This window comes from Nonomuraea sp. NPDC004702 (assembly GCF_053601695.1).
Window position 1 is genome coordinate 1 of sequence record NZ_JBSGCE010000028.1, and the last position, 20,871, is coordinate 20,871.

At 71.4% G+C, this 20,871-nt stretch carries 15 protein-coding genes; 4 read left to right on the top strand and 11 right to left on the bottom strand.

Going from position 1 to position 20,871, the window contains the following annotated elements:
* Nucleotides 1-458 precede the first annotated feature (458 nt).
* Nucleotides 459-1,484 (top strand): AI-2E family transporter, encoded by a 1,026-nt coding sequence (locus tag ACWEJ6_RS29965; RefSeq protein ID WP_452428050.1) that lies wholly within the window; start codon nt 459-461, stop codon nt 1,482-1,484.
* Here ACWEJ6_RS29965 and ACWEJ6_RS29970 read toward each other — a convergent pair.
* The 4 genes from ACWEJ6_RS29970 to ACWEJ6_RS29985 form a co-directional block, all read right to left on the bottom strand.
* Nucleotides 1,461-2,183 (bottom strand): DUF6597 domain-containing transcriptional factor, encoded by a 723-nt coding sequence (locus ACWEJ6_RS29970; protein ID WP_452428052.1) that lies wholly within the window; start codon nt 2,181-2,183, stop codon nt 1,461-1,463. The genes ACWEJ6_RS29965 and ACWEJ6_RS29970 overlap by 24 nt on opposite strands.
* A 36-nt stretch (nt 2,184-2,219) precedes the next feature.
* Entirely contained in the window at nt 2,220-3,086 is an 867-nt protein-coding gene (locus ACWEJ6_RS29975; protein WP_452428054.1) for a hypothetical protein, read from the bottom strand.
* A gap of 98 nt (nt 3,087-3,184) precedes the next feature.
* A complete protein-coding gene (locus tag ACWEJ6_RS29980; protein WP_452428056.1) occupies nt 3,185-4,960 on the bottom strand; it encodes a vWA domain-containing protein in 1,776 nt (591 codons plus the stop codon).
* Nucleotides 4,957-6,018: an ATP-binding protein gene (locus ACWEJ6_RS29985; RefSeq protein WP_452428058.1), complete on the bottom strand. Its 1,062-nt coding sequence runs from the start codon at nt 6,016-6,018 to the stop codon at nt 4,957-4,959. Before ACWEJ6_RS29985 ends, ACWEJ6_RS29980 begins: the two co-directional genes overlap by 4 nt.
* Nucleotides 6,019-6,250: 232 nt before the next feature.
* Between ACWEJ6_RS29985 and erm the strand changes: the two genes are divergently transcribed.
* Nucleotides 6,251-7,078 (top strand): ErmE/ErmH/ErmO/ErmR family 23S rRNA (adenine(2058)-N(6))-methyltransferase, encoded by an 828-nt coding sequence (erm, locus tag ACWEJ6_RS29990; RefSeq protein WP_397162589.1) that lies wholly within the window; start codon nt 6,251-6,253, stop codon nt 7,076-7,078.
* On the opposite strand, the gene ACWEJ6_RS29995 is transcribed toward erm, so the two are convergent.
* Nucleotides 7,064-8,407 carry a hypothetical protein gene (locus ACWEJ6_RS29995; RefSeq protein WP_452428060.1) on the bottom strand — a complete coding sequence of 448 codons (1,344 nt, stop codon included), beginning with the start codon at nt 8,405-8,407 and terminating at the stop codon, nt 7,064-7,066. The two genes, erm and ACWEJ6_RS29995, sit on opposite strands and share 15 nt — an antisense overlap.
* A 117-nt stretch (nt 8,408-8,524) precedes the next feature.
* Here ACWEJ6_RS29995 and ACWEJ6_RS30000 point away from each other — a divergent pair, with 117 nt between their 5' ends.
* The gene (locus ACWEJ6_RS30000) at nt 8,525-10,111 is read left to right on the top strand and encodes a molybdopterin-dependent oxidoreductase (protein WP_357984351.1); all 1,587 of its coding nucleotides are present in this window, start codon (nt 8,525-8,527) and stop codon (nt 10,109-10,111) included.
* Here ACWEJ6_RS30000 and ACWEJ6_RS30005 read toward each other — a convergent pair.
* The 6 genes from ACWEJ6_RS30005 to ACWEJ6_RS30030 all read right to left on the bottom strand — a co-directional run bounded on the left by ACWEJ6_RS30005 (nt 10,098) and on the right by ACWEJ6_RS30030 (nt 20,265).
* Nucleotides 10,098-11,924: a chitinase gene (locus ACWEJ6_RS30005; protein ID WP_452428063.1), complete on the bottom strand. Its 1,827-nt coding sequence runs from the start codon at nt 11,922-11,924 to the stop codon at nt 10,098-10,100. The genes ACWEJ6_RS30000 and ACWEJ6_RS30005 overlap by 14 nt on opposite strands.
* Nucleotides 11,921-13,579 carry a carbohydrate binding domain-containing protein gene (locus tag ACWEJ6_RS30010; protein WP_452428065.1) on the bottom strand — a complete coding sequence of 553 codons (1,659 nt, stop codon included), beginning with the start codon at nt 13,577-13,579 and terminating at the stop codon, nt 11,921-11,923. Before ACWEJ6_RS30010 ends, ACWEJ6_RS30005 begins: the two co-directional genes overlap by 4 nt.
* Nucleotides 13,580-13,654: 75 nt before the next feature.
* Nucleotides 13,655-15,343: a fibronectin type III domain-containing protein gene (locus ACWEJ6_RS30015; RefSeq protein WP_358283868.1), complete on the bottom strand. Its 1,689-nt coding sequence runs from the start codon at nt 15,341-15,343 to the stop codon at nt 13,655-13,657.
* A complete protein-coding gene (locus ACWEJ6_RS30020) occupies nt 15,340-17,160 on the bottom strand; it encodes a cellulose binding domain-containing protein (RefSeq protein ID WP_452428067.1) in 1,821 nt (606 codons plus the stop codon). The genes ACWEJ6_RS30015 and ACWEJ6_RS30020 overlap by 4 nt, the downstream gene beginning before the upstream one ends.
* A 509-nt stretch (nt 17,161-17,669) precedes the next feature.
* On the bottom strand, nt 17,670-19,499 hold the full coding sequence (locus ACWEJ6_RS30025) for a M14 family zinc carboxypeptidase (protein ID WP_387667537.1): 1,830 nt from the start codon (nt 19,497-19,499) through the stop codon (nt 17,670-17,672).
* 73 nt (nt 19,500-19,572) lie between these two features.
* The gene (locus ACWEJ6_RS30030; protein ID WP_449917845.1) at nt 19,573-20,265 is read right to left on the bottom strand and encodes a nitroreductase family protein; all 693 of its coding nucleotides are present in this window, start codon (nt 20,263-20,265) and stop codon (nt 19,573-19,575) included.
* Nucleotides 20,266-20,359: 94 nt separating this feature from the next.
* Here ACWEJ6_RS30030 and ACWEJ6_RS30035 point away from each other — a divergent pair, with 94 nt between their 5' ends.
* On the top strand, nt 20,360-20,836 hold the full coding sequence (locus ACWEJ6_RS30035; RefSeq protein ID WP_452428070.1) for an Lrp/AsnC family transcriptional regulator: 477 nt from the start codon (nt 20,360-20,362) through the stop codon (nt 20,834-20,836).
* Nucleotides 20,837-20,871 lie beyond the last annotated feature (35 nt).

Genomic DNA, 20,871 nt, shown 5'->3' on the forward strand with positions numbered 1-20,871 from the left:
GGTTATGCATGTGTTTCATGCACTGGCTTTTAACACACTGTTGAGTTCTCAAGAAACGGACGCGTACTTCCTCACCAGAACCCGTTCCCGGATCCCCGCTCAGAGGCGTTCATTTCGTCTTGCGTTCTTTCGTTGTGTCTTAATTCTTTCAGCCGTTCAAGTCTCTGTCAAATTGACCGGACTTGCTCGACCTGCTGGAATTAAGTCGCGCCCCGCTTCCGGGACAACCCCTCTAACTTACTCCCAAGCCTGACTCTTGTCGAATCGACCTTCCGTTGGACGCGGAGGTCCGCCGGAGTGGCAGTGTCTGGAGGTGGCCCCCGAGTGAGGTCGGCGATCAACGCCTTCCTCGTGGGACTGGTGAACTCTATGTACGGTCCCCAGAACCGTCAAATCGGCGACCCGCCACGCGTCGGGAAGACATGGTGGGTAGGTATTCCGGCGTGCGAGATCAATCCGTGCCGAGAGCACTCATCCTCCTGGTGGGCATCGCCGGCGCGGTGATCGCTCTGTTCGGGCTGCGCGAGATCAATTCCATCGTCGGGCCCGTCGTGCTGGCGCTCGTGCTGGTCATCGCCGTAGCCCCGGTGCGCAGCTGGCTGACGGCGCGGCGGGCGCCCATATGGGTGCAGGTGGCGGTGCCGTTCCTGATCGTGGTGCTGGTGCTGCTCGGCATGGTGGGGATCCTGACAATCTCCGTCACCCAGCTCGCCTCGCTGCTGCCGACGTACGCCAAACAGTTCGAGGAGCTGCTGGCGGCGTCGCAACACTGGGCCGGCACCCACGGTCTGGGCAACGACGTGCTGGCCAAGGCGGTGCAGGCGATCGATCCCGGCCGGATGCTGGGGCTGGCGCAGAGCCTGCTCGGGAGCCTGATCGGCGTGTTGTCGAGCCTGTTCCTGATCGTGGTGCTGTTGCTGGCGATGTGCCTCGACGCGCCGGTGACGGCGCGGATCCTCACCAACGGCGAGGGCAACCGGCCGCAGCTGGTGACGGCACTGGCGACGTTCGCGCACAAGACGCGGCGGTATCTCATCGTCTCGACCGTCTTCGGGCTGATCGACGCGATTCTCGACGTCATCGTGCTGTCGTTGCTGGACGTGCCGTTGCCGCTGTTGTGGGGGGTGCTGGCGTTGATCGCCAACTACATCCCGAACATCGGGTTCGTCATCGGGCTGCTGCCGCCCGCCCTGCTGGCCCTCCTGCACGGCGGCGTCAAGACGATGGTGCTGGTCGTCGTGGCCTACATCGTCATCAACGTGGTCACGCAGTCGTTCATCATGCCGAAGTTCCTGGGGGACGCGGTGGGGCTCTCGACCACGATGACGTTCCTGTCGCTGATCGTGTGGACGTTCATGCTCGGGCCGCTCGGCGCGATCCTGGCGATCCCGCTCAGCCTGCTGGCGCGGGCGGTGCTGATCGACAGCGACCCGAGCGCGAAGTGGGTGCAGGCGCTGGTGTCAGGGAAGATGCCGGACGGGTGAGAGCAGGCGGCCCAGCGGGACGCCGCTCAGCCGTTTCACGTCGTGGGACAGGTGGGCCTGGTCGGCGTAGCCGGCGCGGACCGCCGCCTCCGCCGCCGGCACGCCCGCGCGGGCCAGGGTGAGCGCGCGCTGGAAGCGGACGACGCGCTGGAGGGTCTTGGGCGAGTAGCCGAAGGAGGCGAGGCTGCGGCGGTGGAGCTGGCGTTCGCTGAGGCCGATGGCCCAGGCGACGTCGCGCACGCTGCGGCCCATGCGCAGCGCCCCGGCGATGGCGGGCGCGGCCGGGTCGGGGGCGGGGGTTTCGCGCAGGCGGGTCAGGACGGCGGCGCGCATGGCCGCGAGCCGCGCCGCCGGGTCGGGCGCGGGGGCCGCGTCGGACAGCAGCGGGGACGCGACGGCGAGGGCGGGCAGGGCGGCGAGCGGGACGCGGCGGTCGCGCAGCTCGTGGACCGGGACGCCGAAGACGGCCCCAGCCGCGCCGGGCTTGAAGCGGATGCCGACGTAGGCGTCGCCCGCCGCCATCGGGGTGGGCACCGGGCCGGTGTCGGGGCCGGCCACGAAGAGGCCGCCGGGCCCCCAGACGAGGTCGAGACAGGCGTCGGGCACCACGAGCTGCGTGGTGTCGCCCTCGCTGACCTGCTGCCACACGCAGGCGACACGGCCGGAGAGAGCGTCGCCCGGGTGCCGTTCCGCGTACATGCCTCCAACGTACGCGACCCCGCCGACAGAATCCGTTCAGGCGGGCAGGCGGCCGTACGCGCGCAGGGTCTGCAGGCGTGCCACGGTCAGGTAGCCCGCCCATTCGTGGGCGACCAGCGGGGTCCAGGTGTTCCAGTTCGGGTGCCAGCCGCCTTCCGGGGACTGGGCGGCGGCCATGGCGTCCAGGTGGGGGTCGAGGGTGGCGGCGTCGAAGAGGGGCAGGGCCGACGGCGCGGGGGCGAAGTCGAGGGGGTGGTGGACCGCGCCTTCGGCGTGCGGGTCGAAGGTGACCGTGGCCAGGACGGCCTCGCGCAGCCGGTCGAACTCGGCGGCCGCGCGCTCCCGGTCGGGGACGTGTTCGAGGAACACGAGCAGGGCGCGGGCCTCGTACGGAGTGGTCCGCGTGAGCTGGGCGATGCGCGACCAGCAGAAGTCGGTGGCGGGCCCGAGCCAGGAGTGGGTGACGCCGTGCTTGTGCAGCAGCCCGGCGAGCGCGGCGGTGGGGTTGAGGTCGCCGGGCGGGTCGTCCGGGGCCTGCCACCAGGGCGCGCGCGGCGTGTCGCGAACGGACGGCAGCACGAACGGCACCCCGCCCCCGGCGGCCGTGATGCCCGCCAGGTAGTCGCAGGCGGCGGCGACCATCGGCGAGTCGAAGGCGTCGAGCTCGTCGAGGATCCAGAAGGCGACCTCGACCGGTTGCGGCTGGCTGCCGGCGCCGCGCAGGTCGGGCTCCAGGGCGTTGCCGAAGCCGCCGTCGGCGTTCTGGTAGCAGCGCAGGGCGTCGAGGACGCGGGCGCGGGAGCCGCCCGCGAACAGGGCCTCGAATCTCAGTCTGTCGATGAGCCTGCCGTGGAGTCGCAGGAACTGTGCCGCTCGGTCGAGTGTGTCAATGTCCGTTTGCATGTCCGCTTGCATGTCCGCTTCCGTGGAGAGAGCCGTGTCCTGCGACGCTACCGCCGGGGGCGCGGACGGCTCTTGTCGGAATCGGACGCGTCGGCGGGTCACTTCATGAAGAAGACCGGGCCGCGCGGCCGGAACGGCAGCGGCGCGCCCTGGGGCACCAGGAAGGCGTGCTCGCGGCGGATGCGCAGCACGTCGCACTGTCCATCGGTGATCAGCAGGATGGGGCCGTCGGGCGGGAAGTCGTCGGCGCGTTCGAGCAGCTTGACGCCGGGCTGGAGGATCGTGCCGCCGCGGCCGCGCACCCTGACCCGGCCGGCGATCTCCTCGACCGGCAGGTAGCCGGCGTCGTAGGCGGTGGCGTCGCAGAAGACGACCCTGGCCCGGGGCACGTCGCGGGCGGCGGCGTAGGAGGCGATGGCGCCGAGTGCCTTGCCGAGCAGCTTGACGTCCATGGAGCCGGAGGTGTCGAGGACGACGCCGAACGTCTTCCTGCGGACGACCTCCTCGGGCCGTACCCGGCCGGGGCGCGGGATGCCGGGGCTGGCGGCCTGGCGGCGGGAGGCGCGGGCGTACGAGCGGCGCGACTCCTCGGGCCGGAAGTGCTCGTCGAACCAGCGGGCGAGCTGGGCGTCCCAGGGCAGGGGCGGCTGTTCGAGCGCGCGGATCTCCTGTTCGAGCCCGGCGGGCAGCAGGCCGCGTCCGCTGGAGTGGTGGTAGGCCAGGCCGGTGCACAGGGCGTTGCGGTAGTAGTCGTCGAGGTCGACGTAGCCGCGGGCCTGGCGTGCCGGGCGGTCGAGCACGTCGCCCATGCCCCGGCCGCGCAGGGTGGCCAGCTTGCGCATGCGTCGCAGGTCGCCGGCGATCTGGTCGTAGACGGCCTCGGCGGACAGCCCGCCGAGCGACTGGTCGAACAGCAGCCCTTCTGGCATCTCGCCGACGCCCATCTCGACCAGCCAGCCGTTGATCACGTAGTCGCAGGCGACGTTCCACAGGTACGGGTCGCGCATGCCGGCTCGTTCGCCGTGCCGCAGGGCGGCGTGCAGCATCTCGTGGGCGAGCACGAAACGCCATTCGTGCTCGGTGTGCGTGGCCAGCGGGTTGACGTAGATCTCGGCCGCCTCGGCGCTGACGGCGGCGATCGAGATGTCCCAGGCCCTGGCCAGTTCGGCGTCCGCGACGATCTTCATGCCCGCGGCCAGCGCGCCGAGCAGCGGGTAGGACGACATGAACCAGCGCAGGGCGCCGTCCCAGGGGCCCTTGACGTGGCCTTCGGCGGGGGTGCGCGGCGCGCCGGCCCGGTCGAGCGCGGACGTGGCGGACCAGGCTACGCCGATCGCGAAGCCGCGCTGGAAGTCGAAGTGTGCGGCGTCCTGCTCGGTGCCGATGTGGAAGTCGGCCGGGCCGAGCGGCTGGAACGGGGGCGGGACGCCGGTCCTGCGCCACCGTTCGGAGAGCGTCACCTCGTCCTCCTCGGGCAGCTCGGCGGGCAGCGGCGCGGGGCAGTGTCCGATCTTGACGGTGCGCAGGAAACGGTCGACCGCCAGGCAGCAGGCCGCGTGGTAGGCGGGGTCGGGCAGGTCGCCGTCGACGTCCTTGGGGGCGCAGGCGCGCGGGTCGGCGTGGCCGAAGCCCAGGTGGAGCAGCAGGTGGGCGAAGACCCATGCCCACTCCTCGGCGGGGGCGCGGCGCTTGGGGTGGAAGGTGACGTCGCCGTCCTGGCTGACGACGGCCCACGTCTCGGGCGGCAGCCGGCCGTCGGCCGCCTCCAGCAGGGTGCCGTGCAGGCCGGCGAACAGCGGGTGGCGGTTGACGGCGGCCCAGCCGTTCATGACCTCGGCCCGCCAGGGGTCGGCCTTGGGCTTGCGGCGGCTCACGAGCGGGCCGCCATGAGCCGGGGCACGTCCCTGCCGATCTCGACGAGGAACCAGGTGGGCAGCGCGGGCGCGCCGTCGGCGTCGTTGGCGATGACGAGCTGGGCGCATTCGAGGGAGATCTCGGCCAGCTCGACGAGCAGTGTCTTGGCGCGGAAGCCGAGGTCGCGGCCGCGGGCCGAGGCGCCGCGCTTGTCGGCGGGCAGTTCCTTGATCAGGCGGGCGCGGAAGGTCTCGGCCAGGAAGTAGAGCAGGTCGCGCTCCTCGGGGCGGCGCGGCCAGGGCGCCTCGCCCTTGAGCACGGCGTCGAGGTCGTAGGCGTGCCGGACGGTCCTGACGTAGGCGCGGAAGGCGGAGGCGTGGGCGGTGGTGAGGGTGCCGAAGGCGAGCATCGCGAGGGTCTCGTCGCCGAGGTCGTCGCCGTAGGAGGTGAGCACGTCGGAGAGCATGTGCCAGGCGCGCGGGGAGGAGAACGGCTCCTCGGTCTTGGGCGGCGGGCTCCACAGGTGGTCGGGGCGTTGGACGAGGTAGTCGACGATCCAGGGGTGGATGCCGCTGGACGCCGCCCACTTCAGCCAGTCGTCGGCCGAGGCGCGCAGGTGCACGTGGACCAGGCGGTTGATCAGGGCCGAGGCCATCGGGCGGGCCAGCGCGTTGTCGGTGGCCCGGTTGCCGGCTCCGATCACGACCGAGCCGGCGGGCAGCTCGTACGTGCCGATGCGGCGGTCGAGGATCAGCGAGTAGAACGCCTTCTGCACCTCGGGCGCGGAGGCGTTGAGCTCGTCGAGGAACAGGCAGTAGGGCTCGTCGCGGGCGATGGACTCCGGCGGCGCGAACCGGCTGCGCCCACCGACCAGCTCGGGCACGCCGATCAGGTCTTCGGGGGCGAGCTGGGTGCCGAGCAGGGTCACGCAGTCGAGGCCGAGGGAGCCGGCGAACTCGCGTACCAGCGAGCTCTTGCCGATGCCGGGCGCGCCCCACAGGAAGACCGGGCGGACCACGGCGACGTGCAGCAGCACCTCCGGAAGCTGCGCCGGGGTGACGGTGACCGTTGCCTGCATGCGTCCAAGGGTGACGAACCAGGCGTGCCCGCGCATGTCATTTATTCGTTTGCCCTGGTGGCGCCGCCCGGCCTACTGTCGGCGCCATGTGTTCCATGTTCTGCACCGTGTTCATCCGCATCCGCCGCGGCCGGGCTCTGGCCCGCTAGCGGACGGCTGACACCGCGCGTCCGCCGGCGCGCCCAGGGCCCTTCGAGACCTGTTCATCTCGAGGACCCGAAAGGGCAGTGCTGTGGCGCAGAACTTCGCGCACGGAAACTATTCACACACCCAGAAGAACGTCAGGAACGGCGGCGGCGGTCGCACGCCCGCCGACCGGCTCAGGCGTGAGCTCTCGCAGAACTTCCTGGCCGACCGGCATGCCGTGGAGCTGATGATCAAGGCGGCGGCGCCGGAGGGGCTGGTGCTCGAACCCGGCTCCGGGCCGGGGGCGCTCACGCTGGCGCTGGCCGAGGCCGGTGCGCGGGTGATCGGCTACGAGCTCGATCCCCGGCTCGCCGGGCGGCTGGCCTCGCGTACGCGCGACGATCCGCGGATCGAGGTGGTCAGGGGTGACTTCACGGCCGCGCGGGCGCCGCGTGAGCCGTTCGCGGTCGTGGGCAACATCCCGTACTCGATCACGTCGAGGATCGTCGACTGGTGCCTGCGGGCGCGGGAGCTGACCTCGGCGACGCTGCTCACCCAGCGGGAGTACGCGCGCAAGCGCACCGGCGACTACGGCCGGTGGAGCCTGGTCACGGTGTCGTCGTGGCCGTGGTTCGACTGGCGGCTCGGCGACACGATCGGCAGGGAGAGCTTCCGTCCCGTGCCGTCGGTGGACTCGGCGATCCTGCGCGTGCGACGGCGGCCCGAACCGCTGGTGAGCGACCGCGGGAGCTACCTGGAGCTGGTCGAGCTGGGCTTCGGCGGGGTCGGCGGCTCGGTGCGCGCCTCCCTGCGCACGCGCTACCAGGGGGTGGACGCGGCGCTCGGCGAGGCGGGCGTGCCCCGCGACGCCGTCGTGGGGCACGTGCACCCGGACCAGTGGGTGAGCCTGTGGCGACGGCTAGAGCGCCGTTGAGGCGACCTTCGGTGGGACGGCGGCGACTCTGTCCTGGGCCGTCGACACGCGACGGGCCCAGGGCATCGCCAGCAGCAGCACCGGCAGCAGCACGATGGAGGCCCGTGACCAGTCGCGGTGGAGGTACCACCAGTCGTTGACGCTGAACTGCGTCATGTACAGGTAGCCGAAGGCGGCCCAGAAGGAGGTGCCGATGATGGCCGGCCAGGCCCACCTGGTCGGCCTGGCCACCAGGAACGGCATGAACCACAGCAGGTACTGGGCGCCGAGGCGGGGCGTCATGACCATGAAGATCAGCAGGATGGCCGTGGTCAGGTCGATCGGGTCGGCCCGCCGCCACAGCAGCAGGACGCCGACGACGCTGACGTAGATGAGCTTCGTGCCGAACGAGGCCAGCCCCGGCATCAGGGCCCAGTCGCCGCCGGTGAACCACGGGGTGTAACCCCATTCGCCGACGATCGGACGGATGTCCTGGATGGTACGGATGACGGCCGGGATCTCGTCGAGCGTGGTGCCCGCGAAGATCGGCGAGGTGAGCAGGAAGAACACCGGGACGATGCCGGTCATGACGAGCGCGGCGATCCTGGCCCGCAGGTGGGGCAGGAGCAGCAGCATGCCGGGGATCAGCCAGATCGGCCAGCTCTTGGCGCACAGCGCGAGGCCCATGAGCAGCCCGGCCAGCATGGCGCGCCGCAGGTCGGCGCGGTCGTCGGAGCCGGGCATGAGGGCGCGGCGCAGCATGGCGACAGGGCGGCGCACCGCGGCGGCGAGGCCGGCGGCGTCGATGGCCGCGCCGGGACGGTCGGGTGCGCCGGGCCCTCGGGCCACCACGAACGCGGCCACGCCGAAGACGAGCGCGACCGGCTCGACCTGGCCGTGGACGCTGGCGATGAGCACGGCCAGCGGGTTGAACGCGTACTGGAGGGCGCGCAGGGACGCCTTGGGGCCGCCGGCCAGCTTGCCGACCAGCGGGATCAGCACGATGTCGGCGACGACGGTGACCAGGCGGCCGGCGTACTCCCACGGGATGCCGAGCCACAGCAGGATGCCGTAGACGTAGGGGATGGTCGGCAGGAAGTGCCAGCCGCCCTCGCTGGCCAGCACCGGGTCCTTGCCCTGCAGCACCGCCTCGCCGGCGGGCTTGAAGCTCTCCATGAAGTCGACGGGTTGCCATGAGTCGATCGCGGAGGTGTACATGATCAGCACGCGGACGGCGATGCCGACGAGCACGGCGACGTAGAGGGGCGGACGCCAGTCGCGCCACTGCGCGACGAGGGCGAGGACGACACCGGTGACGAGGACGACCCCCGTGAGAACTGCGTAATCCATGGCGGCCCCTAGCCTGCCGTAACAATCTGAGTGCCGCCACCTGGGCTTCCAATTCTTATCCCCGACATGCGGACACGTAACGCGATAGAACATGACTGTCTGTGTTGAACTTTTTCCATGGGGGGATCGCAGGTCAACCAGGCACTGGTCAGGCTCTATTTCGAGGTGAGGGACGGGGTCCGTGACCCGGTCGCGGCCTGGGCGAAACTCACAGGCAACTCTCAGGTCTACCAGGCGCGGCGCGGGGAGCGGCGCGTCCCGCTGGACGACGCCACGGCGGCCGAGCTGGCGGCGGCGGCGATCGTGCACACGGCGTCGGAGCACGGCGCGGACCGGGTGGCGGCGCTGGCGACGTCGCCGCTGGCGGGCGTGGTGGACGGGCTGGGCGGCGCGCTGCTGACCGAGCATCCGTGCGCGTCGGAGCAGGTGCTCGGGCCGCGGTTCACGGGGCCGGGGGCCGAGGACTGGGCGCGGGCGGCGTACGTGCTGCTGTGGGGGGAGAACAACCGGCTGGCCCGGACGGCGGACACGCCCTGGGTGATCGCCGGGCGGTACAAGGGCCAGAAGGTGGTGGCGATCGGCACCCATCCGACCCGGTTGTCGGACGAGACGCTGGTCGTGCGGCCGGGCACGGACGGCGCGCTGGCGATGGCGATGGGGCACGTCCTGCTGAAGGAGTTCTTCCTGGACCGGCCGCCGTTCGCCGCGCACGCGATGGAGCGGACCGACCTGCCGTTCCTGGTGCGGCTGCGCGAGCGCGAGGACGCGTACGTGCCGGGCGGGCTGCTCGGCCGGGCCTGCGACCGGCTCAGCGTGTACGGCGGCGAGGCGGTGCAGGTGCTGCTGCCGCGCTTCGACTTCGGGCCGGGCGTGCTGCGGCGCGGCGTGCCGGTCGTCAGGGACGGCGGCGAGCTGGTGACCACGGTGTTCGACCTGCTGCTGGCCGCCTACGGCGTGGCCCGGGACGGGCTGCCGGGGGTGTGGCCGCAGGGGTACGGGGACCGGGAGCCGTACACGCCGGGCTGGCAGGAGATCTACACCGGGGTGGCCGCCTCGCGGACCGTGAAGACGGCGCGGGAGCTGGGCGTGACGGCGGAGAAGACCGGCGGGCGGTGCATGATCGTGCCGGGCCGGCTGGAGACGCCGCACGCCGACACCGCCTACCGGGCGATGCTGGCGCTGCTGGTGCTGACCGGGTGCGGCAGCGGGTGGGCGCAGCCGGCGGGCGGCGCGGGGATCCCGCTGGTGCCGTACCTGTGCCTGCACGCCTGCGGTGAGGACCGCGCCGACGTGGGCGCGCTGAGCTGGGCCCTGTGCGAGGGCCTGTTCGCGCGCCGCACGTCGCGGTCGGTGCTGCTGGAGGCGGTGCGCGACGGGTGGCCGATGGCTCCCTCGCCGCGCGTGCTGGCCATCCCCCGGCCGATCTACCCGCTGCCGCCGGAGGTCGACCTGCTCATCGGCCCCGACGAGCAGTGCGACCTGGCGCCGCCGGACGCGGGCCTGGTGGCCGAGGCGGTGGCCCGGCTGGCCGGGCGGACGTCCCGGGCGGACCCGGACGGCACGCCGGCGGACGGGCGCATGCGCCTGATGGTCGACCACGCCTGGATGCACGAGTACGGCGAGGCGCTGCCGACCTACCGTCCGCCGGGGTTGGGGGTGCCGCTCAAGCCCACCCAGCTTGTCCGGCCGTTCACAGGCCGTTGAGGTAGGCCCGGTGGCTCCTTGAGAACTCGAAGGCGTTGTACCTGTCCCAGTTGATCGACCAGGTCATCAGGCCGCGCAGGTTCGGGTAGACGCCGCGGGGCTTGTAGGTCCCGCAGTTGCTGCCCTTGGCCAGGCAGTCGAACGCCTTCTGGACCTCGGCGACGGTGGTGAACCCGTTGCCCGCGTTGGGCGAGGCGGGCAGTCCGATGGCCACCTGGTCCTGGCGCAGCGGCGGGAACACGTTGTTCGGGTTGCCCATGATCGGGAAGCCGGCCAGCAGCATGTCCGTCATGGCGACGTGGAAGTCGTGGCCGCCCATCGTGTGGTACTGGTTGTCCAGGCCGGTGATCGGGCCGGAGTTGTAGTCCTGCACGTGCAGCAGGGTCAGGTCGTCGCGCAGGGCGTGGATGACCGGCAGGTAGGAGGCGGCCCTGCTGTCGGCCGAGCCGTTCGGGCCGGGGCCGTAGAACTGGTAGCCGAGCTGCACGAAGAACGTCTCGGGCGCCATGGTGAGCACGAACTTGGCGCCGTAGCGGCTCTTGAGCGCGCGCAGCGCGGAGATCAGGTTGACGACGACGGGCGTGGTGGGGTTGGCCAGGTTCGTGTCGCCCTGGTTGAGGTAGAGGGAGTGGCCCTCGAAGTCCACGTCGAGGCCGTCCAGGCCGTACCTGTCGATGATGGCCGCGACCGACTCGACGAACTTGTCCCTGGCGGCCGTGGTGGTGAGCTGCACCTGGCCGTTCTGCCCGCCGATGGAGATCAGCACCTTCTTGCCCTGGGCCTGCTTGGCCTTGATGGCGGCGACGAAGTCCGCCTCGGGTTCGACGTTCGGGCACTCGGCGGCCGGGCACTGGCGGAAGCGGATGTCGCCGGAGGTGACCGAGGTGGGCTCGCCGAAGGCGAGGTTGATGACGTCCCATTCGGCGGGCACGTCGGCCATGCGGATGTAGCCGGAGCCGTTGGCGAAGGAGGCGTGCAGGTAGCCGACCAGGACGCGCTTGGGCAGGCCGCCTCCCCCGCCGCCGCCGGCGGTCGTGGTGCCGGTGGCCTCGGCGGTGTAGGGCGAGCAGTTGCCTGCGGCGTCGCAGGCGCGGACCTTGAAGCGGTAGGAGGTGGAGGCGGCCAGGCCGGTGGCGGTGTGGCTGGTGGCGGTCACCGCGACCGGGGCGCCGCCGTCGCGGGAGACCTCGTACCGGTCCACGCCGACGTTGTCGGTGGCGGCCGACCAGGTGGCGGTGAGCGAGCTGCTCGTCGCGCCGCCCACGGTCAGGTTGCCGGGGACGGTGGGAGCCTGGGTGTCGCCGCCGCCTCCGCCGCCGGGCGCGCCGTCCAGGACGACGTCGTCGGCGAGGTAGGCGCTCTGGCCGTACCAGGAGTTGAGGTAGACGGTCACGGACGTGGTGGCGGCGCCGGTGGTGAACGTGGTGCGCAGCTGCGTCCAGGCCGAGCCGGGCGAGCCCCACGTCTGGGGGTCGGTGCCGCCGGTGCCGGTCGCGCCGAGGAAGACGTAGCCGCCCTGCACCCAGGCCGACAGCGTGTACGACGACGACGGCTGCACCTTGATCTGCTGCTGGCAGCGGGCGAGGTCGGCCCCCGCCGGGGTGGCCTTGAGCGCCTTCGTCCCGCCGTGGACGGGCGAGGTGACGACCGCGGCCCCGGCGGAGGCGCTGCAGGTCCAGCCGGTCAGCCCGTCCTCGAAGCCGGGGTTGACGGCGATGTTGGCCGCCAGGGCGGGGGTGGCGGTCAGGCCCGCCGTGCCGAGGGCGAGCGCGACCGCCGCGACGGCGGTGCGCCACCTGAAGATGCCGCTCATCCGGTGAACCCCTTGAAGATGTTCGTGAACTCGTAGCTGGACTGGGAGATCCCGCTGCAGGTCGGGGAGACCTGGCCGTTGGGGCAGCCGCCGTTGTCGCGGGCGGCCGACCAGAAGCCGACGAATCCGATGTGGTTGCTGTTGGCCCAGGTCAGGAGCTTGCGGGCGTCGGCCTGGGTGGTGGTCATGCCGGTGTCGTTCTTGCCGATCATGGGGGTGACGCCGAGCGCGCGCCTGAGCTGGGCGTCGCTCCTGGCCGGCCAGACGCCCTTCATCTGGCCGAGCGTGGCCTGGGCGGCGGCGGTCATCGCGTCGCCCCAGTTGTCGGTGTAGCCGAAGTTCATCAGCATGGGGTTGACGATCACGTCGAGGCCCTTGGCGGCGGCGTCCTGGAGGATCTGCAGCGAGAACGGGTCCACGCCGTAGTCCTGGCCCTGCACGCGCAGCGTGTAGCTGATCACCGTGCCGCGTTCGGTCTGGAGCTGCTTGAGCGCGGTGTTGACCTTGTTCGCGTCGATGCTCGCCTCGACGTCGACGTCCAGGTGGTTGGTGCCGACGGTGTCGAGCACCTTCTTGTAGGCGGCCAGCAGCGCCGCCGAGGTGCCGCAGGCGTGCTCCAGGTACGGTCCGACCGCGCCGCCGCTGGCCACGACCACCTGGCCGCCCTGGGCCTGGAGGGCCTTGACGTCGTTGACGATCCGGGTGTCGGCGAGCGGGATCGTGCCGCCCCAGGCCGGGTTGCAGCCGCTGCTGTCGCCGAGGACGAACGCCAGCGTGTAGTTCTTCACGCCGGTCGCGGCCGCCGCGCCCACCAGGGACGGGCTGGTCATCGTGATGTCGATGTAGGGGGCGTAGCGGATGTCGCCGGCGGGCGGGACGGTGTCCTTGGTGGTGCGGCCGCTGACCGGGGGCGAGTAGGCCGAGCAGTTGCCGGCGGCGTCGCAGGCCCGCACGCGGAAGGCGTAGGAGGTGTCGGGGGTGAGGCCGGTCGCGGTGTGGCTGGTCGTGGGGACGGCGACGGGGGCGGCGTCGTCCCTGGAGACCTCGTAGCGGGCGATCGAGCCGGAGTCGTCGGTGGAGGGCGACCAGGTCACCGTCAGGGAGGTGCCGGTGGGGCCGCCGACGGCCACGCCGCCGGGGACGGTCGGCGCCTGCGTGTCGGGCGGGCCGCCGGGGCCGTCGAGGACGATGTCGTCGGCGGTGTAGGCGCTCTGGCCGTACCAGCCGCTGACGTACACGGTCACGGAGGTGGTGCCCGCTCCGGTGGTGAAGGAGGTCCTGAGCTGGCCCCACTGGTTGCCGGGGGCGCCCCACGTGCTGGCGTTGACGCCGGCGCCGGTCGCGCCGAGGAAGACGTAGGAGCCCTGGGCCCAGGCCGAGAGCTGGTAGGCGGTGCCGGGCTTGACCGTGACGGTCTGCTGGCAGCGGGCCAGGTCGGAGCCCGGCGGGGTGGCCTGGAGCGCCTGCGTGCCGCCGTGCGCGGGGGTGGTGACGGCCTGCGCGCCGGCCGGGCAGGTCCAGCCGCTCAGGCCGGACTCGAAGCCGGGGTTGGACACGATGTTCGCGGCGGCGGCCGGGGTGGCGTGCAGGACGGTGAGTCCCAGTGCGGCCAGGGCCGTGGCCGCCAGTCCGCGCAGTCTCGTGCGGGGTCTCATGCGGGTCCTTTCGGGGGGTGCGGACCGCGCGCCGGTGCGGCCCGCCACCGGGGGGTGGCGGGCCGCCTCAGCGGGTCAGAAGCCAGCGGTGATCTTGGTGAACTCCCAGTTGTCCTGGGCGATGCCGCTGCAGTTCTCCGCGACGCCGCCGCCGGGGCAGGGGCGGTCGCGGTTGACCGACCAGAAGGCGAGCCTGGTCAGGCCGTGGGAGTTGGCGTAGTCGCGGATCTGGGTCCAGGTGCTCTGGTTGGTGAGCTCCTGCTGGTCGGACAGGCCGTTCATGCCGGAGATGCCCATGTGGGCGTACGCCTGGGCGTCGGTCCAGCCCTGGGCGGTCTTCAGGGCGTTCTTGAGCCCTTCGGCCGCGTTGACGGTGTTCTGGTACATGTTGGCGCCGCCGCCGAAGTCGAACGGCATGATCGTGTAGTTGTCGATCGGCACCGCCAGTTCCTTGGCGCGGTTGATCAGGCGGGTGCCGTAGTAGGTCGGGCCGGTGGTCGCGGTGCCGAAGGTCACGGCGATCTTGACGTTCGGGTTGGCCGCCTTGACGATCTTGAGGGCGTTCAGGATGCGGTCCTGGACGGTCAGGTTCTCGAACTCGTCGGTGTTCTCGATGTCGAAGTCCACCACGGCCGGGCCGACGGCGTTGATGACCTTCTGCACCGCGCCGGCGAACAGTTCGGGCGTGGAGCAGTTCGGGCCGAGCTTGTTGCCCTGCCAGCCGCCGAAGGACACCTGCACGCTGCCGCCGGCCGCCTTGATGGCCGAGATGGCCTGCGCGTCCTGGCCGCCGGTCAGCGGGCGCTGCCCGTCCCAGGCCGGGTTGCAGCCGTTGCTGGCCAGGATGAAGGCCATCGTGAACGACTTGATGCCGGTCGCGCTCATCACCGTGGTGGGAGAGGGCGGGTCGCCCCAGCCGGTGTAGAGGTAGGGGGCGCCGGGCATCTTGCCGCCGGTCGGGCAGCCGGTCGTGGTCGCCGAGACGTCACGCCCGGCCGACTCGCCCACCGAGTTGTACGCCTTGACGGTGTAGGTGTGGCTCTGGCACGCGCTCAGCCCGGAGATCGTCGTGCTGGTCCCGGTGACCTCGGCCTTCTGGGTCGCGCCCTCGTAGACGCGGTACCCGGTCACCGTGCCGGAGGAGGCGCCCCACGACAGCGCGATGCTGGTGTCGGTCACGGTCGTGGTGACCGTGCCGGGCTGGCCGGGCGCGCCGGTGCCGCCGGGGGTGGTGACGCTGAGCGCGTTGCTGACGCCGGACAGGTTCCCCGCGGCGTCGCGGGCCCGGACGGTGTAGCTGTAGGTGGTCGAGGCCGTCAGCCCGTTGTCGGTGTACGTCGTGCCAGTCGCGGTGCCGACCTGGGTGCCGCCGCGGTAGACGTTGTAGCCGGTCACGCCGACGTTGTCGGTGGAGGCGTCCCAGGCCAGGCCGGCGCTGGTGGCGGTGACGGTGGTCGAGCGCAGGTTGCCGGGCACCGACGGCGGGGTGGGGTCGCCTCCGCCGCTGCCCTGCTTCCACAGCGCGGGCACGTTCGGCGGCTCCCAGCCGGGCTGGGAGGTGTGACCCTGGAGGGCCACGTAGTCCACGCCGTTGTAGGTGACGGCGGCGCCGGTGGCGTAGGCGGTCCACGGCGCCCAGGCGGCGGCCAGCTGCTGCTGGGCGGCGGCGCCGTAGGCGGTGGGGACGCCCGTGGCCAGGCCGGCCCCGGTGAGGGCGATGGCCAGGCCGGCCACCGAGCTGATCAGTCTGCTACGTAATCTCATGGCATTCCCTGAAGGTGCGGCTTGACGGTCTTGGAGAAGGACCAGTTGTTGCTGGCGTCCCAGTTGATGGACCAGGTCATCGCGCCCCGGATGTCCGGGTAGGCGCGCGGCGGCACGAAGGATCCGCAACTGGTGCGCTTGGCCAGGCAGTCGAGCGCCTGGTTGACGAGGGAGGGCGAGACGACGCCGCCGCCCGCGGCCCCGGGCCCGGCCGGCAGGCCCAGTGCCACCTGGTCGGGGCGCAGGCCGTTCTCCAGCTGGATGCAGGCCAGGGCGGTCATGAAGTTGACCGTCCCCTGCGAGTACGCCGCGGACTGGTCGCAGCCGAGCATGGAGCCCGAGTTGTAGTACTGCATGTTGACGACCGTGAGGATGTCCTTGATGTTCAGGGCGAGCTTGAAGTACTCCATCCCGGTCGACTGCATGTCGATGGTCTGCGGGGCCATCATGATGATCAGTCCGCTGCCGGCCTTCGCGCGCAGCGACCGCAGGGCCTGGCCCATGTAGGTGGCGTTGAGGCCGTTCTCCAGGTCGATGTCCACGCCGTCGAAACCGTAGCTCTGCATCAGCGCGTACACCGTGTCGGCGAACTTCGTGGCGGCCGCGCCGCTGGAGACCTGCACGCGGCCGGCCTCGCCGCCGACCGACAGGATGACCTTCTTGCCGCGCTGGTGCAGGGCCTGCACGTCGGCCTTGAACTGGGCGTCGGTGTAGCCGCCGAGCGCGGTGGAAAGGCCCGGGTCGACCGAGAAGACGACCTCGCCCGCGGTGGAGGTGGCCTCGCCGAAGGCGACGGCGACGACGTCGTACTCGTTGGGCACGGCCGACAGCTTGAGCTCGGTCGCGGCGTTGACGAAGTTGTGCCAGTAGCCGGTCAGGAAGTGCTTGGGCAGCGGGTCGGTGGTGCAGCCCGGGGTGGTGAAGGTCGCGGCGTCGCTGGGCGGCCCGTCGCCGGTGGCGTTCGACGCGGTGACCGTCAGCGAGTACGAGGTGCAGGCGGTCAGGCCGGTGAGGGTGTAGGAGGTGCCGGTGACAGTCGCCACCTGGGAGCCGTTGAGCCGGACCTGGTAACCGGTGGCTCCGGCGACCGCCGGCCAGGTGGCCGTGGCGCCGGTCTGGGACGTGCCGGTCACGGTGATCGGGCCGGCCTTGCCGGGCACGCCGGTGCCGCAGCCCGTGGTGGTCGCGGTCACGGCGTCGCCGGCGGCCGACTCGCCCGCCGAGTTGTACGCCTTGACGGTGTAGGTGTGGCTCTGGCAGGTCCCGAGGCCGGAGATCGTCGCCGTGGTGCCGGTGACGGTGGCCTTGACGGCGCCGCCTTCGTAGACGCGGTAGCCGGTCACCGTGCCCGTGGAGGCGCCCCAGGACAGGGCGATGCTGGTGTCGGTGCTGGTCGCGGTGGCCGTGCCGGGCTTGCCGGGGACCTCGACGGTCGTGCCGCCGCAGGAGGAGCCGTTCAGCGTGCAGCCGGTGATGCCGGGGAAGTTGCCGGGGGCGCCGTTGAAGCCGAAGCTCGTGCTCGCCCCGGCCGCCAGCGGTCCCGCCCAGCTCGGCGCGGTGAACGTGTAGTGCTGGCCGCTCCTGGTCAGGACCGCGTCCCAGGCGGACGGGATGGAGAACCCGGCCGGCACGTCGAACTGCACGTTCCAGGCCAGGGGGGCGGTGGTGCCGTTGACGACGGTGACCTTGCCCTCGAAGCCGGACCCCCAGTCGGCGACCTTGACGAAGGTCGCGGTGGCGGCGGCGGCGTGGGCGGGCAGGGCCAGGAGACTCAGTGCGAGGGTCGCGAGCGCTAAGAAGATCGCGCGAAATCTCACTGTCGATTTCCGTTCTTCTGGCGTGCCGTACGGCTTGCACCGGGGGGTGAGAGCGCAAGCCGTACGGCACGGGCCCGTGGAGGTGAGACACGGGCCTTTTCGGGGGGTGTCGGCGCAGGCCGGTGGAAAGGCAGGCGCGCACGGAGCTTGCAGCGGCAGTCAGGGCCGGTGCGTCCGGCCGGGCCGCGTGACCGCTCCAGCGGCTGGGAAGAGGTGGGGGGTGTGCACGCCCGCAGCACCGGGGGCGTGGAAGAAGGGGTCGTTCGGGCGGATGTCTCCGCAGCTCAGCAGCGAGTCATGCGGGCGGCGAGCGAGTCATGGGCCATCCGATCCATGATTTCTTTTAGGAAAGTTTCCTAAGAGTTGCCGCGATCGTAGCCTTGACACCCTGTGCTTACAAGACCCAATCACGTGACGGCCCGTGACGTGCCGAAACGCGGGGTGCCGGCGGCAACGGCAGCGCCCCCTCATCCGGACCGGGGTCCGGACGAGGGGGCGCGGTGGTCGGGTCAGGGCTGCTGGGTGATCTTGACGTCGTCCACGCCCGCCTCCACCAGGGAGGCCCCGGAGGCGTCGGCCGCGTCGATGAGGATGCGGACCGTCTGGCCCGCGTAGGCGGTCAGGTCGGCCGTCGCCACGGCCCAGGCGCCGTTGCGGTTCGTGGCCGCGCCGGCCTGCTGGAACACGGTGGTCGTGGTGCCGCCGACCACGCGGACCCGGAAGTAGTCCGCGCTGGAGGCGTTGGAGCCGTGCGCCAGGTACCACGACAGCGACAGGCTCAGCGTGCCCGTCGAGGGCAGCGTGATCGGCGGCGACTGGATCGAGCTGACGCCGCCGTCGAGGTCGTAGTCACCGGCCGCGGCGCCCGCCAGGCGGCCGGTCACCAGGTCGTTCGTGCCGCTGACCGTGGTGCCGAGCTGCTTGGCGCCCGAGGAGGTGGTCGCCTCGGGGTCGCCGCGCTCCCACGCGCCCGTGGTGGCGGTGTCGGTGCCGGACGGGTTCGCCGTCCAGCCGGTCGCCGTCTCGAACGTGTCGGACCAGACCGTCACCGGCGGCGTGCCGGTGCCGCAGTACTGGGACTCCTTGCCGATGATCCGGTAGACGCAGTCGGAGTACTCCAGGAAGCGCAGCACGGCCTCCTTGTTGCGGGTGGTCTGCGGGACGATCTGCTCGTCCGGCGGGTAGAAGCCGGGGCTCGCCCCGACCGGGTACATCTCGAACGTGAAGCTGAAGATCTTGTACTGGCCCCACATCCAGTCGTCGATCGTGCCGTCGGTGATGTAGAGGTCGCTGGACTGCTCGGGCGTGTAGCCGTTGGTGCCGGCCATGTTCTGGCCGAGGGTGGCGTGGGCGTCCCGGTCGTCCTGGGTCAGGCCGGGGGCGGTGTCGTTGTAGGTGTAGCCATAGGGCCACAGGACCAGCTCGCTGTAGGTGTGCCAGTCGAGGTTCGTCCTGATCTGCTGCACGCCGCCGACGACCCGGCTGCGCACCCAGTCGGCCGCCGCCTTGACCTCGGGGGCCGACTCGGCGCTCGCGCCGCGGTAGGTCTCGCTGGAGGTCGAGCCCGAGGAGCCGCCGCAGCAGCCCCACTGGTAGGCCCAGTTGCGGTTGAGGTCGGTGCCGACCGCCGAGGAGCCGGAGTTCGGCTGCCGGTTCTTGCGCCAGGAACGGTAGGTGCCGCTGGCGATGTCGTACTCGCCGCCGTCCGGGTTGAGGTCCGGCATGATCCAGATCTCACGGGTGTTGACCAGGTTCGTGATCCTGGCGTCGGTGCCGTAGTTGTCGGTCAGCAGGTGCATGATGTACAGCGCCATCTCGACCGTGAGGTGCTCGCGGGCGTGCTGGTGGGCGGTGAACAGCACCTCGGGCTCGGCCTCGTCCGTGCCCACGTTGTCGCTGATCTTGACCAGGCGCATCGGCCGGCCCTCGTACGAGGTGCCGAACGTGCTCTGGCTCATGATCCCCGGATGGGCCGCGACCAGGGTGTTGATCTCCGCCGTCATCTCCGCGTAGTTGTGGTAGCCGGAGTCCGACGGCGGGAAGTCGAACGTCCCGACGGCGTCCGGCGGCGCCGGGCGCGGGGCCTCCGTCACCCGGTAGCCGAGCCGCCTGATGGCCGCGATCTCCGCTCCCGTGGCGGTGACCAGCACCGAGTCCGCCTGCACGTCCTCGATGGCGGCGCCCGTCGCCGCCACGGCGCTGCGCTGCCGCGCGTCGGCCGGGCCGGAGACCCGGTACTGCTTGTTCGCCGGTGGTTCCGCGCCGGCCCCGGCGCCGGTCATGCCGGTCAGGCTGACCATGCCCAGGACCGCCAGCAGGATGAGTAATCGGCGTTTCACCTCGTCCTCCTCGCCCGCGCGGGACTGGGGGGTTTGACCCGCGCCTGAACTGAGAGTGAAGACGATGGGTGCCCTAGGAAAGGCCCAATTTTCCGTCGAACCGGATCAGGGCCTCGTCCAGCGGTTTCCTGGCGAGGTCAGGCACCTCGGCGTCGGGGGCGGCGTACCCGACGGGGAACAGGATGTAGGGCCGCTCGTTGGCGGGGCGTTCGCAGATCTCGCTGAGGAAGGCCATCGGGTTGGGGGTGTGGGTGAGCGTGGACAGGCCCATGGCGTGCAGGGCGGTGATGAACAGGCCGCAGGCGATGCCCACGCTCTCGTTGACGTAGTAGTGCTTGACCTTGCGGCCGCCGGGGCGCACGCCGTACTTCTCGGCGAAGCACACCACCAGCCACGGCACGACCTCCAGGTAGCCCTTGTCGGAGGTCGTCTCCAGCGGGGCCAGCGCCTCGCGCCACTCCTGCGGCAGCCTGCCGCCCTCGTAGTTGCGGCGTTCCTCCTCCTCGGCGGCCTCGCGGATGCGCCGCTTGACCTCCGGGTCGCCGATCACCACGAACTTCCACGGCTGCTGGTGCGCGCCCGACGGCGCGGTGTTGGCCGCCCGCACGGCCAGCTCGACGCACCGGTACGGCACCGGCTCGTCGCTGAAGAAGCGCACGCTGCGCCGCCGGTCGGCCAGCGCGTGGAACTCCTCCCCGCGCTTGATCATCTCGTCGGCGTCGTAACGTTCGGGCCGGTAGGGGACGAACGGAAACTGGTGCTCCATAAGATCCGCAGTCTCGGCACGACCGGCGGGTCTGACAACACCGCGCGCCGTATGCTGCCGATCTGACAGCCGAATCGGCTTTTGGGAGGCGAATATGCCGGCACGTCGCCGCGGGCTCGACAATCTGGACCTGCGCGTCCTGCGCCTGGTCGCCGACCGACCGCGCAGCGGGCTGCTGGAGATCGCCCGGCTGCTCGGGGTGGCGCGGGGGACCGTACAGGCCCGGCTGGACCGGATGGCCGCGGACGGTGTGATCATCGACTACGGCCCGAACCTGTCCCCCGCCGCGCTCGGCTACCCGGTGCAGGCGTTCACCACCCTGGAGGTCGAGCAGGCCGCCCGCGAGCACATCTCCAGAACCCTGGAGTCCATCCCCGAGCTGCTCGAAGCCTGCATCGTGACCGGTCCTGGCGACGTCTGGTGCCGCGTCGCGGGCCGCGACAACGAGCACGTGCAGCAGGTGATCGACCGGATGCTGACGATCCCCGGCGTGCGCCGGAGCACCACCGTCATCGCGCTGTCGACCGTCGTGCCGCACCGGGTGCTGCCGCTGGCGGCGGCTGACAGGTAGGTGCCAGGCCGCTGCCAGCGCCCTCCGCGACCGTG